Annotated in this window: 10 protein-coding genes; 4 read left to right on the forward strand and 6 right to left on the reverse strand. The window is 42.1% G+C overall.

Features of this window, described 5'->3' with window-relative positions:
• Positions 1-25: 25 nt before the first annotated feature.
• From GQY27_RS09935 to GQY27_RS09950, 4 genes are all read right to left on the reverse strand, one after another.
• Positions 26-1,378, reverse strand: a complete 1,353-nt coding sequence (locus tag GQY27_RS09935; protein ID WP_160033819.1) for a uracil-xanthine permease family protein — start codon at positions 1,376-1,378, stop codon at positions 26-28.
• Positions 1,379-1,417: 39 nt separating this feature from the next.
• Complete coding sequence (guaD, locus tag GQY27_RS09940) at positions 1,418-2,782, reverse strand: guanine deaminase (protein ID WP_160033821.1); 1,365 nt, start codon at positions 2,780-2,782, stop codon at positions 1,418-1,420.
• A 136-nt stretch (positions 2,783-2,918) separates the two neighbouring features.
• Positions 2,919-3,296: a class I SAM-dependent methyltransferase gene (locus tag GQY27_RS09945; RefSeq protein ID WP_160033823.1), complete on the reverse strand. Its 378-nt coding sequence runs from the start codon at positions 3,294-3,296 to the stop codon at positions 2,919-2,921.
• A 237-nt stretch (positions 3,297-3,533) separates the two neighbouring features.
• On the reverse strand, positions 3,534-3,959 hold the full coding sequence (locus tag GQY27_RS09950; protein WP_160033825.1) for a GNAT family N-acetyltransferase: 426 nt from the start codon (positions 3,957-3,959) through the stop codon (positions 3,534-3,536).
• Between the two features lie 213 nt (positions 3,960-4,172).
• Here GQY27_RS09950 and GQY27_RS09955 point away from each other — a divergent pair, with 213 nt between their 5' ends.
• Both GQY27_RS09955 and GQY27_RS09960 read left to right on the forward strand, forming a co-directional pair.
• Positions 4,173-5,024 (forward strand): aminoglycoside phosphotransferase family protein, encoded by an 852-nt coding sequence (locus GQY27_RS09955; protein ID WP_160033827.1) that lies wholly within the window; start codon positions 4,173-4,175, stop codon positions 5,022-5,024.
• A gap of 43 nt (positions 5,025-5,067) precedes the next feature.
• Positions 5,068-5,637 (forward strand): GNAT family N-acetyltransferase, encoded by a 570-nt coding sequence (locus tag GQY27_RS09960; RefSeq protein WP_236570545.1) that lies wholly within the window; start codon positions 5,068-5,070, stop codon positions 5,635-5,637.
• Positions 5,638-5,690: 53 nt separating this feature from the next.
• Here GQY27_RS09960 and GQY27_RS09965 read toward each other — a convergent pair whose 3' ends face one another.
• Both GQY27_RS09965 and GQY27_RS09970 read right to left on the reverse strand, forming a co-directional pair.
• Positions 5,691-8,795: an MMPL family transporter gene (locus GQY27_RS09965; RefSeq protein WP_160033831.1), complete on the reverse strand. Its 3,105-nt coding sequence runs from the start codon at positions 8,793-8,795 to the stop codon at positions 5,691-5,693.
• A gap of 315 nt (positions 8,796-9,110) precedes the next feature.
• Positions 9,111-9,752: a TetR/AcrR family transcriptional regulator gene (locus GQY27_RS09970; protein WP_160033833.1), complete on the reverse strand. Its 642-nt coding sequence runs from the start codon at positions 9,750-9,752 to the stop codon at positions 9,111-9,113.
• A 184-nt stretch (positions 9,753-9,936) separates the two neighbouring features.
• Between GQY27_RS09970 and GQY27_RS09975 the strand changes: the two genes are divergently transcribed.
• Both GQY27_RS09975 and GQY27_RS09980 read left to right on the forward strand, forming a co-directional pair.
• On the forward strand, positions 9,937-11,313 hold the full coding sequence (locus tag GQY27_RS09975; protein WP_160034013.1) for an MATE family efflux transporter: 1,377 nt from the start codon (positions 9,937-9,939) through the stop codon (positions 11,311-11,313).
• A 219-nt stretch (positions 11,314-11,532) separates the two neighbouring features.
• Positions 11,533-13,152 carry a Na/Pi cotransporter family protein gene (locus tag GQY27_RS09980; RefSeq protein ID WP_160033835.1) on the forward strand — a complete coding sequence of 540 codons (1,620 nt, stop codon included), beginning with the start codon at positions 11,533-11,535 and terminating at the stop codon, positions 13,150-13,152.
• Positions 13,153-13,239 lie beyond the last annotated feature (87 nt).

The following is a 13,239-nucleotide window of genomic DNA, read 5'->3' on the forward strand; positions in this document are numbered from 1 at the left end:
TTTTGAGTCGATATAGTATTCTATCTTACTTTGCACTCGGCAGTATTTTATTGAGCACAATCGCGGTAACCGAGGCAACCAGTATAGGAGAGCCCAAGATATACTGCACGAAAGTAGGCATGGAAGATAAGAATTCATCAGGAATGAGCACTAAAGCAAGTGTGAAAATCATCGGAATCGAAATAATGTACACTTCTTTTTCGCCCATGGTTTGATTCTTGATTACTTGCAGTCCGTTAATAGCGATAATTCCGCAGATGATGGAGAATACACTGCCGATGACGGCAGATGGAATCGAAGAGATCAGCACGGCGAGTTTACTAAGACAACCGAAGAGGACGAACCATCCTCCTACCGCGAGAAAGACGCGGCGGCTGGCGATACCGGTGATCGAAATAATTCCCGCATTTGTAGAATAACCAGTAACCGGAGTCGAACCGAGCAGGGATGCAACCAGGCAGCTGATACCTTCGCCAACCACACCTTGGTTAATATTCTTATCCGTTAACGGCCGATCAATTACGTTACTGATGGCAAACCAAGTACCTGTTGTTTCTGCCATGAGTACGAGATAAACAATGACCATAGTAATAATCGCTGAAAGATTGAAAGAGAATCCAAAATCTTTAAAAGGAATCTGCGGCATGCTGAACCATTTCGCATTAGCGACTGCTGAAAAATCCAGAACGCCCATAAAGCTTGCTGCAATACATCCAGCGATTAATGCCATAAGTACGGATGTGATTCGGAAGAAAGATCCTTTTTTACCTAAAAGAGAACCAAGAATAACGAAAAACATGAGTACAGCACCGGTAATCAGTGCTAACAGAACATTTTGCTGAACGGTAGCACCGGAAGCTTCATAAATATTATCTTGCAGTGCAACAGGCAGTAGTGATAGTCCTACGTTAAAGATAATCGTACCGCCAACGACAGGCGGAATGAAGTTTTTGACAATCGTATTATAAACACCGGTAAATCCTAGACCGATTACAAGCAACGAACCCACCAAACTTGCACCGAGAACAGAACTCCAACCTAATTCCCCGCCGCCGCTAGCAGCATAAATGCTGATGATCGCACCCAGCGGAACATAAGACGGGCCTTGGGCCATAGGCAGTTTCATACAAAAATAGGATTGTACGATCGTACCGATCCCTGCAGCAATAAAGGTAGATTGAATCAAAGCACTTGACTGATTGGATTGTAATCCAAGTAATATTGCGACTAGGAAAGGCACCACATAGATATCCATAGCGAGTACGTGTTGTAAGCCTAGGAAGGCAGATTTGAAGAAAGGTACTTTCTCATCCGGTAAGATCGTTAGATGTTGTGATCTTATTTCTGTATGATCTTGATGCTCTACTTGTGTTTTCACTCCTGATGCACACCTCGGTTTTTCTCTATTTTTTAATTCCTAGCGTGTATGAACTTTCTCGCCTTGCACCCAGACTTCACGGATATGCTCAGGCCTTACAAGGTACATCATTTTTTGGAAAACATCATGTAAATCTTCATCTTTATTATAAATAGGTAACTTAGCAGTGGGTAACTTCGTATCGATCACCTGTGCATCCCATACATAGCTTTCTTTAATACGACCGATCGGTAAGCTTAAGCTTTCTCCGCCGCCGGCTGTCGCCAGATAGAATGCTTCATTAACGGTAATCCGTGAGTCCGGAACGCCGCGATCCTCCGCAGGAATGTTAGGATTGACACCATCTTCCAGCATACGGGAAGAAATGACCGCTTGTCTTATGTTATCGAACAGACTAGGAGAGAAACCACCGGAAATATCAGATCCAAGGCCGATCTCTACCCCTTTGGAGTGGAACTCTTTAACAGGGATGACGCTGTTCGCAAAATAAGCATTAGATACAGGACAATGAGCAATCGCTGTTCCGGTCTCCGCAAACAATTCGACATCATTGTTGTCCAGAAAGTTGCAATGAGCCATGACCGATTTATCACGAAGCAAGCCAAAATCATTCAGGGCAAAAGCATCGTTTTTATTAAAACGATCTTGTACATATCCATGTGCCCAGTCACTTTCACTGCAATGGGACTGAACATAGGTATCGTATTTCGCTGCCAGTTCTCCGAGTCCTTGTAAACCTTCATCTGTACAGCTTGGAATGAATCTTGGTGTCACGACAGGGTAAACCCCTTGTTTGGTAGTTTGGGCTAGTTCCTGTACAGCGATAATGAATTCTTCCGTATCGGCTAGAGCAGTCTTCGTATCTACATCTCGATAGTTTTCTGGATTACCCTCGGGGTCGTCCATCACTACTTTTCCGACGAGCCCCCGCTGACCTTTACTTGCACAAATCTCAGCGAGCAGGATACTTGCTTCTTTATGCACAGTTGCAAAATAAAGAGCGGTTGTGGTCCCGTTGGCAAGTAAGGTGCTTACCACATCATCATAGACTTCCTTGGCAAAAGCGAGATCCGAGAACTTAGACTCCAGTGGAAAGGTGTAGGTATGTAACCAATCATAGAGGGGAATGTCAAGTGCAGTTCCAGACTGAGCCCACTGCGGCGCATGTACATGCAGATCGACGAAACCAGGCAAGAAATATTGCCCTTCCTCTAGGGAATGGAAGTTAGGTTTTCCTTGATATGCGTCTAGTATTGTTTGATATTCTGCGTCATGGGGCGCTACAATCTTTTCAATAATTCCATCTGTATTAATACAGAAAAGATGATTTTTTAAGATATCAATTTCTTTAGGAGACTTACTGGTAAACGCTGTGCCTTGAAATATTTGCTTATAATTCTTCATACTTACCGCCTTAATGTTCGTTTTTATGATGTGTTTTGTTATTATAATCTGTGAAAAATGATTAGTCCATAATAAAAGGCGGATATATGTAAGCTTTTGCCTTTCATCTCTTAAGAATAACAAAAGAGATACTCTCCTATGAGTATCCCTTTTTAGTAAGGTTTTGTGTTACATGCGTTGTTACTTTCGAGCTATGATCAAGCTGTTCCGCGTCCATCTGCAGAAAACGGACATTAGGTATGCCAGACTTCGCAGCATTTTTAGTTGCGGTTTCCATCATTCCTGTGGAATGGTCAATCCCAACGAGTAATAGTCCAGCATCGGCAATGGAGAGGATTGCTTCGCCCCCGCCCGTTCCGATATCAAGCAGGAGATCTGACTTCTTCGTTACTTTTGTTACTTCATTATAAAAGTCCCACGGTAATGCCTCCGAGACACATTTCATCTTACTAAAATCCCAGCCAATGCGTTTTCCTACATTATCATAAAAATCTTTGTATTCGAGTGCATTCATTTTTTTCTTCCACCTTCCAAATTGAGGTTCATAAAAAGCGATAGAATGAACAGAGCCCATACTATTCAAATAATTAGTTACTATGGTCAAAAGGACAGACCTGTCCCTTCATAGCTGATACGCGTTTTTATCCAGCCCGGCAACTAATTACTTCGAACGCTAAGGAAGTTCATCCCATTCACCTCATTCAAAAGATTTCTTCCATTAAAGGTATTATGAAATTGATTCATGTACCTATTAATTTTTTAAATCCTTTTTTAAGTAATAGTGAGTATGCCCGCCTGCATTATGAATCGTTCCATATACTTCATAACCGTATTTCAAATAGAAATCCAGCGCTTGAAAGCTAAGTGTATCGAGTTTAATGAAATCGCATGATCTCTGCCTGGCTATTTCTTCGATCTCTAATAACAGCTTTGACCCATATCCAAGTCCGCGAATTTGTTCATCCAGAATGAGATAGTGGATCTCCAGCCAGTTCCAGCATATGTCCCCCACAACTCCTCCCAGAGTTTCCCCGTCTGCATTTTTTAGAAAAAGATTCAATTCTTCGTACCTATCACTAAGTTCTTTAGGGAAGTGAGCATGATTAAATGCAATCAGCTTGTTACGTACACAAGTCCTATCTTCATTACTATGTTCAGCAGAAATATGCAGTTCCATGATTCATCACTCCTTTGTAGCATAATCTCAAATCTTTCAAATCTCATATGAACTTACCTTATTTCGAGCGTAACGGGAAAGTAAAAAATGTTTTATATTCATTTGTACCTGATTTTCAAAGGTATCCTAAACTCTCTAAGCGAATGTAACAAGGATACGACAAATAGGCTATAACATGGAGAAAAAAAGGAGCTGATATCACTGCTACGTGACATGGACTGGATAGAGAAAGACCCTTTACTGGATGAGCTGTTAGCTCAAAATCCACCGATCATTGTACAGCCCATGACTCAAGGAATGGAAGCAGAAGTATTTAAACTATGTATACAGGAAAAATGTTTTATTCTAAAAGTGTGGAACAAAGTTTCTAAGCCGAATATTGATTATCAGTACCGATTGTTATCAGGATTATATGAGCAAGGTTTATCTGTGTCGAAGCCTCTCGGATGGGGAAAAAAACGTTCTGAACAAAAGGAACAAGTACTGCTCACCTATGATGATGGCGGAGAATTACAAGATTATAGTGAAAAGAAAATGCAGGAGATCGCGGCTCTTTTATATCAGATTCATCAGGTGAATGTGGAGAAACTACTTCCGCTGACACTTCCTAAATATGATTTCGTTTCTTATTATTTTCCCGATCTTAATCAGCATCCGGATCTATTACTCGTGGTAACTGAAGTGGCATCCTTAACTTCTATCGAACATTCTAATTTAATCCATGGTGATTTTCACTTAAATAATTTGGTGGAGAAGAATGGACGTATGACGATCATTGACTGGACGAATGGACAGCTCGGTGATCCGAGATTTGACTTTTCTTGGTCTCTTTTTCTAAAGCGAATCTATATGTCTTCTTTCCTTGCCGAAACTTTCTCTACTGCTTATCTTTCCTTACATCCTATTCAAGAAGAAGACAGAACTAAATTTGAAGCTATTGCTTATTTGCGCTGGATTCTGCTTAACCGGTTTGCACAAGGGCCGGAAGGAATAGACCTCATGAAAAAAGCAAACGCCATTGCTGCCCGTAATCCATTCTTGAAAGATCTAACCTTGCAGGGATAGACCGGAACGTAAGAAGAATATGGTGAATGACAAGGAGGAGAACATGGATCCCATTTTTGACTCGTTTCCTATTCTGAAATCAGACATACTTGTACTTAAGAAAGTAGAAGAGGAACATGTGGATGAATTGTTCGAAATATACAGCAATGACGTGATATTTAGATACTGCGGAATCCTTCCGAGACACAACAAAGACACGGTGAGGAAAATGGTCGGGTACTTTGAGCGAGACTTCAATAAACAGACTCGTGTAAAATGGGGGATTTTTGCTGAGGATCAGCCGGATCGGCTGATTGGTATTATTGAGGTGTTTGATCTTAATCACAAGGTGAACATGGCCACGATGGGTTACTTCTTAGCGGAGGCTTATTGGGGTAGGGGGTACGCAACGGAAGCGGTTCGCTTGGTGCTTGAATTCCTGTTCCTCCGTGCAGGTATTAACCGAGTTCAGGCAGATGTGATGCCGCAGAATGAAGTCTCCAAAAAGGTGCTCCTCAAAAACGGTTTTATGAAAGAAGGTACGCTCAGACAAGCAGCAATTTGGTCAGGAAAAGGGGTTGTGGATCGGGAAATATTCGGCATTTTAAAAGAGGAGTATGATCACTCTAAATAAACAAGAAGCAGAGCCTATTGTAGGCATCTGCTTCTTTTAACAACTGTATATCGTTATTGATGTAACGTAGACTTCTCATTTGAGACTGAGTCTTTTCTCTTGCCGAATGCGTTAGGTAACATAATCAAGGCAGGAACCAGCATCGGAAGTAATATGAAGCAGAGTACAAGGAGACCTGCAATGACTGCAGAAGCCAGTTCAATCAGCAGGACAAGTCCTGATGGGATGAGTGTGGCAAAGGTGCCGCCGAGTATAATCATGGCGGAGATGATGACGCCGCCAATATTTTTGGCTGATTCCACGAGTGCTTTTGCAGGGTCCAGTTCCCCATATTCTTTATAGCGCATCATGAAGAAGATACTATAATCGACTCCGACCGCCACAATAATGATGAAAGAGAAGAAAGGAACAAAGGATGATACGCCGTCAGCACCGAGGATCTGATAAGTAACCAGGTTCGTTGCAGCCATGGCAGCAAAGTAAGAGACAATCAGAGATATTACAATATAGATGGATGGCAGAATGGAACGAATGACAAATAGCAGTACAAGGAATACCCCGATAATTACGATCACTGCTGTTCCGTTAAATGACTCCAGCTGTACTTTATTGGTGTCATAAGTTGTTGAGCTTGGTCCGGCTGCTCCAAATACCGCTCCGTCTAATACAGTTCCTTTAAGTCCCGAAGAAACGGTATCGTTAATCTCTTCAATGGTGTCCATCGCTTTCTTGGAATAAGGATCATCATTTAAGATAACCATCAATTTCGTAATTTTACGATCTTCGGACATGAAATTATCAAGTACCTGGGCAAAATCTTCTCCTTCAAGCGCTTCTCTAGGAATGAAGAATGTTTTCGAAGATTCGAATTGCATCAGGAATTGGTTGGTTTTTCCAAGTCCCTCCGAAATATCTTCAAGCCCATTTCCACTTTGATGAAGTCCATCTTTTAATGAAGTTAGACCGCCCGAAAACTGAGATAAACCGTTACTCAGTTCTTTTTGCCCCTGATTCACTTTAGCCAAAGCAACATTTAATTTATTCATATTTGCAGCAATCTCATCCGCGCCGCCAGCGCCTTGATTCAGTCCAGAGCTCAGTTGTTTTGCTCCGTTTTCTAATTCCTTGAGTCCGCTGAGAATCTGTCCCTGAGCACTGTTGATCTGGTCTAGACCGCCAGTAGCTTGTGTAAAGGCGCTGTTTAACTTTTCAAAGTTCTCGTTGAGCTGTGTCAGCCCTCCAGCCCACTGGGCAATGCCGCCTTCGAGTGCCGCACCCTGTGTCTTCAGCTGCACATAAGTATCATCTGATGCAAGTTCACTATGGGAAGCACCTAGGGCAGTGATTAGTCCGTTAATCCCTGTCATTCCTTGCTGAATGCCGGGGAGCTGGTTCGCTAGTGATTCATATCCACTGCCAAGCGCCGTGTATTGTTTTTGGATTTCACCGAGTCCGCTAGAGACTTGTGCTGAGCTCTTTTGTATGGAAGAAAGGCCACTGCGAATCTCGGAAATCCCAGAAGAAAGTCCGGTTGCTCCGGCAGCACTGTCACTCATACCGCCTCCAAGTTCTTTCACCGCATCTGTTAGCTGCTGATAGCCTGATGTGATCTCTCCCGAACCGGAAACGAGCTGATCTACTTCGGAAAAGTCAGGTGTAGTGAGTCCTGCTTCCATCTGTGAAATTCCATCTTGGATCTGATCGACCCCATCCTTGGAAGCAGAGATCCCCTCCGTTATAGCTGAGGTCTGGTTATTGGTATACAAATCCGGAATTTCCTCAAACTGCGGCTGCGTTACACTTGATACGCTGTCAACTCCTTCGAGCTGATTAAGGGAGTGGGTAATGGAATCAATTACAGCCAGGGCATCATTGTTATCCACCCTCTCATCACTTTGAATGACTACATTCGTAGGCAGAGCCTGACCTTTATTGAAGTTTTCTGCGACTAGGCTGAACCCTTTTGTTGAAGGGTAGGCGTTACCGAGTTCTTTCAACTGATCAAAAGAAAGCGTCTGTTTGCTGAACAAGAGCACAGGAATCATGATAATTATAATAAGCGCGGTAGTAATCACCGGATATTTTACTGATATGGTAGCGAGCTTGGTCCAGAACTTGCTGTCTTTATGGCCGTTATTTTGTTTGGCAGGCCAGAATAATTTTTCCCCAAGTGTCTTCATAAAGAAGGGGGTCAAGGTATAAATCTGCACAATTAATACAATCGCACCAATGGCAACCACGTTCGCGGATTTGTAAATCCCGAAGTTTGAAAAACTTAGTGCAGCAAACGCAATAAATACGGTTAATGTACTGTAAAGAATGGTTTTGCCTGCGGTTCGGAACGTAGTGAAAATAGCTTCATTAATCGTTGCACCATGAGCAAGTTCCTCTTTAAAGCGGTTGAATAAAAGAATGTTGTAGTCGGTACCGATCCCAAACAGAATGAGGACAAGCAACATCTGCGTTACACTGGTGATCGGGAAATTCAATTTTTCAATAATTTGTGCTGCAATGCCCATGGATACGAGATAGGTAATTCCCACCGTTAGTAGCGAGATAAAGGGTATGAGCAGTGAACGGAACATAATAATGAGAACGGCCAGAATGAACATAACGGTTAATAAAGCACTTTTTTCTACACCTGCCGTTGTCGCTTCCAAATAATCGTTCTGTATAAAATCTTCACCGCTTAGATAAAAATCAGTATCTATATCAGCGAGTTCTTGTTCAAGTTGTTCCTTAATAACGGCAACTTCACGATCTCCTTTATCGAGACTGAAGCTGACCATAAGGGTTGTTCCATTCTCGGAGAGAAGAGAGGATTTCGCCTCTGGGGTAGAAAAAGGATCGATCATATCGTGTACACCGAGTTCAGCACTATGATCTCGTATGTTTTCTATACCTGCTTCAATCTGAGTCAGATCCGTATCAGACAGTTTATTTTCATTATGAAAAACAATAATATCGCTTGTACCTTGATCTCCTGTCATTTCTTTTAGTAGCTCACTTGCTACTTTGGAAGGACTGTCTTTGGTGAGCGGATCTTGGCCTCTCTCATGCAGAATCGCGTTAACATCTGGCTGAAATACGGTGAGTAAGCTTGCGCTAACTAGCCAAATGGCTAGAATAAGCCAGCGCCACTTTAGTATCTTTTGCATTCGTACATTATCTCCCTTGATCATGGAATAGTGGCATAGCTTATGGTACAGAACATTAGTAAACAGGTGTTCATTATAATGCTAAAAAAAGAGATGGTCACCCCATCCTTCATTCACTCTGTAGAGGTGAATCCAAAAGCTTGGACTCCAAAACCCAATGATCCGCTCGGTTGAGGTGAACCCATTGGTTTGGAGATACTCCTAAACAATAATTCATTCAGTAGAGATGAATCTAAGGTTTGCGAGTGCTCGCAATTTTTTTATCACTAAGTAAGATGATCAAAAGAATTGCGATTGCTCACAATTTTTTTATCACTAAGTAAGATGATCAAAAGAATTGCGATTACCACAACAAATTTTCTCCGCAATCCCCACGGAGAACACCTGCAGCAGCTCATCAACAAGATATTTAATAGTTGCTCCGTCCCGGTGATCGCGGAGAATCAGGCATATCCCTTCAATGATGGTGACAGCAAGCATCTGAATAGTTAATTGATCTTCGGTGACCAAGTCAGTTGTTTCCCGAGTCAACGTAAATACCTTTTCTAGAATCTGAATAACAATCGCAATAAGATCCTGTTTTGCCGATGCGTAAGCCGAACCTTCACTTAAGGTTAATAAGATTTTGATCTCTGTACTTGAGTCTTTCAGCAGTGCTACAATGGTCTCATCCACCATTTTCATATACTCGAATACCTCGTCACTGTGAATGGTGAAGGTATTCTCTATTTCTTCCTTAATTGCGATGGTGTACGAAATAAACTGCTCATGTGCTCTGCCCATCAGTGCCTGGAATAAATCATCCTTGTTCTTAAAATAGCGATAAATGTTACCTGTTGTTATTCCTGCTGCGGTCGCAATTCGTCTCATTGAAGACTGCGCATATCCGTATTGTTCGAATTCAGACAGGGCTGCGCTTAGGATATTATTTCGGATTTCTTCTTTTAAAATTTGCATTAATGAACACCTGTTTACTTTTATTGGAATAACGAAAGTATAGTCGAAAACTGGTCTTTCTGCAATCATTATCATAAAAAAGAAATACTTCACAACCAATACTTAGAAAATCATGCTATACTATTGGGCGATGTTGTAAATACAATGAAAAAGAGATGATTATCCTTTGAGTAATCCACTTCCTATGTATAAAGAAAAATCGAATACCTTCTTGAATAAATATTTTACTGGAAAGACGCTTGATTTCAGGCAAATTATCGCGATTATTATCCCGATATTTGTGGATCAGGCTTTTATTATTTTAATGGCCCTGTTAAATACAGCGATGATTGCATCATCCGGCGTTGCTGCCGTAAGTGCCGTGAGCATGGTCGATTCGATCAATATTTTCCTCGTTAACGTATTTGTCGCGGTAGCCACAGGGGGAACCGTCATTGTTGCTCAGTATAAAGGGAGCCGTAATGAGGAGATGGTATCGAAATCGGCTACACAGGCTATTACAGCAGTAGCGATTCTTTCCGTAGTCATATGCGGGCTGGTTATTACTTTTCATAACCCTATACTGAATTTGTTATTTGGTAAGGCGGAGGCAGAAGTTTTTGAGAATGCTCGAGTCTTTCTTATAGGCAGCTGTATTTCTTATCCGTTCATTGCGATATTTCAGGCCGTAACTGGTGTTCTACGCGGGGTAGCAGAGACGAAGGCTTGTCTAGGGTTGTCACTCATCATGAACCTTACGTATCTTGGACTGAATATTTTGCTTATTACTGTATTCGATATGGGAATTATGGGTCTCGTTATTTCCATGATCACAGCACGGGTGCTGGGTATGTGTATCTCGATGTATTACCTAATAAAAATAAATCAGACTCTAAAATACAAGGTTAAAGAAGCTCTAAAATTGGATTTTTCAATCCTCAAAAGGATTATGGCGGTTGGCATTCCATTTGCCGCTGAGCAGATGTTCTTTAACGGCGGGAAACTGCTCACTCAGACGTTTATTGTTCAGCTTGGAACGCTAGCGATTACCGTGAATGCAATCAGCGGCTCTATATCACTGTTGTTCCAGATTGGGGGCAGCGCGCTTAGTATCGCGATTGTCACTGTAGTAGGTCAGTGTATTGGTAATGGGAATATACCGGACGCAAGGAAATTTATTAAGTCATTTATCGGCTTGTCGACTGCGTTTTTTATTGTGGTCGCTGCTCTTATCCTTCCGCTGTTTCCGTTCATCGTTGGATTATTCTCGCCGCCGGCTGAGATTGTACCTGATATCTTTGCACTCACACTGCTGATTGCCATTATCCAGCCGATTTTCTGGTCGATAAGTTTTATTCTTCCTTCTGCACTGCGTGCAGCTGGAGATTCAAACTTTACCTCCTTAACTTCTTTACTGTCGATGTGGGTTCTCCGTGTATTCTTAGGATATTTTCTGGGAATTACACTGGGACTTGGGATCATGGGGGTATGGATCGCTATGGTCACGGAGTGGAGCGTTCGCGGGGTGATTTTCTGGATTCGATTCCGCGGAGACAAGTGGTATCGTCGTAAACTGATATAATCTAATATTATCATCGGAGAGGGCTGAATCGTCAGCTCTCTTTTTTTTGCATTCAATTACATTTATCACACCCATATTAGAAACATCTTAAGTATTTTCCTTATTTTGTACTAAAAATATCATAAAATGTCTAAACTTGAATTATTCATTTCGATTCGTGAGTATGATAAATTAAAAAAGGTTTGGACACGACCAATAACTGAGGGAGGCTTTCATATATTGGATTGGCAAGAGATATTGTTTAAGTTTGTCGGGGGACTCGGCATCTTTCTATTTGGTATCAAATTTATGTCAGACGGTCTACAAAAGTCGGCCGGTGACAAAATGCGCGGGATTTTGGAAAAGTACACTACAAATCCGATATTGGGCGTTCTAGTTGGAATTATCGTTACTTGTTTAATTCAGTCCTCTTCTGGGACGACAGTAATGGCAATTGGACTTGTAAACGCTGGACTTATGACACTTAGACAAGCAATTGGGGTTGTGCTCGGTGCAAATATCGGTACAACGATGACTGCATTTATTGTCGGGATCAAAATTGAAGAGTATGCGCTGCCAATTATTGCAGTAGGTGCCTTCTTTTTATTTTTCCTGAATAAAAAGAGATTTCAATACATTGGCCAAGTCATCTTTGGTTTTGGTATGTTGTTTCTCGGATTATCTACGATGAGCGGTGGAGTGAAACCGCTTAGGGAATTGCCGGCTTTTACTGATTTTATGATTCAAATGGCCGACCAACCTGTACTGGGTCTTATTGTAGGTACCATCTTTACCATGGTTGTACAAAGTTCTAGTGCAACCATTGGGATTCTGCAGACGATTGCGGATGAAGGGATGATTAGTCTCAGAGGATCTTTGCCGATTCTTTTTGGTGACAACATCGGTACAACGATTACAGCAATCCTTGCATCCATTGGGGCTTCAATCGCAGCAAGACGTACGGCTTTGGCGCATGTTATTTTTAATGTATGCGGAGCTATTATCTTCATGCTCTTACTGCCTGTTGTACTCTGGGTAGTACTGTGGCTGGGAGAAGGCGTGAATATTCGGATGCAGATTGCGTATGCCCACGGATTGTTTAACGTGACGAACACCCTTATCTTCCTGCCGCTGATTCCTGTACTGGCCTGGATTGTAACCAAAGTCATACCAGGCAAGATGGATGAGATTCAGTTTAAACCGATCTATCTCGATGATCGTCTACTTGCAACACCAGCTGTCGCATTAGGACAAGCTCAGCATGAAATTGTGCGTATGGGTCAGTATGCAAGAGAGTCGTTGCAGGATGCAACGAAGTTCTTCTTCGATCGGGATACGAAGTATGCCGACCTAGCTTTGCAAAAGGAAGAGCTTATTAATGAACTCAATCGCAAAATAACAGATTACATCATTCGCATTCACCAGAAGAACGGTCTGCCGGCAGGTGAGTCGGAAAAAGCTTCTGGCTGGTTTCAAACGGTTAGTGATATTGAGCGGATCGGCGACCATGCAGAGAATGTTGTAGAGCTTGCAGAGTTCAGTATCAACCACAAGATTTTGTTCTCGGAAGCGGCTACGAAAGAACTGCAAGAAATGATGGAAGTGGCAGATCAGACGGTAGAGAAGGCGCTCATTGCACTGGAAGGACAGGACACCGAGGCAGCTAAAGCCGTGTTGGAACTGGAAACGAAATTGGATGACCTTGAAGTTGTGTTCCGCAAAAATCACATCATTCGTCTAAACCAAAATATCTGCTCAAGCAGTGCAGGAACCATTTATTTGGACTTGCTTACGAACCTTGAACGGATCGGAGATCATTGTAAAAATATTGCTCAGTTCGTACTTCACGAACAGCACTAAAGCACTAGAGAAGAAGGAAACCCCCTTTCAGCCATAGCTGAAAGGGGGTTTTTTTATGTGCTGGCAATGAGACTATAAGATCATTTT

The organism is Paenibacillus sp. An7 (genome assembly GCF_009870785.1).
In the GTDB taxonomy this organism is placed as follows: domain Bacteria; phylum Bacillota; class Bacilli; order Paenibacillales; family Paenibacillaceae; genus Paenibacillus.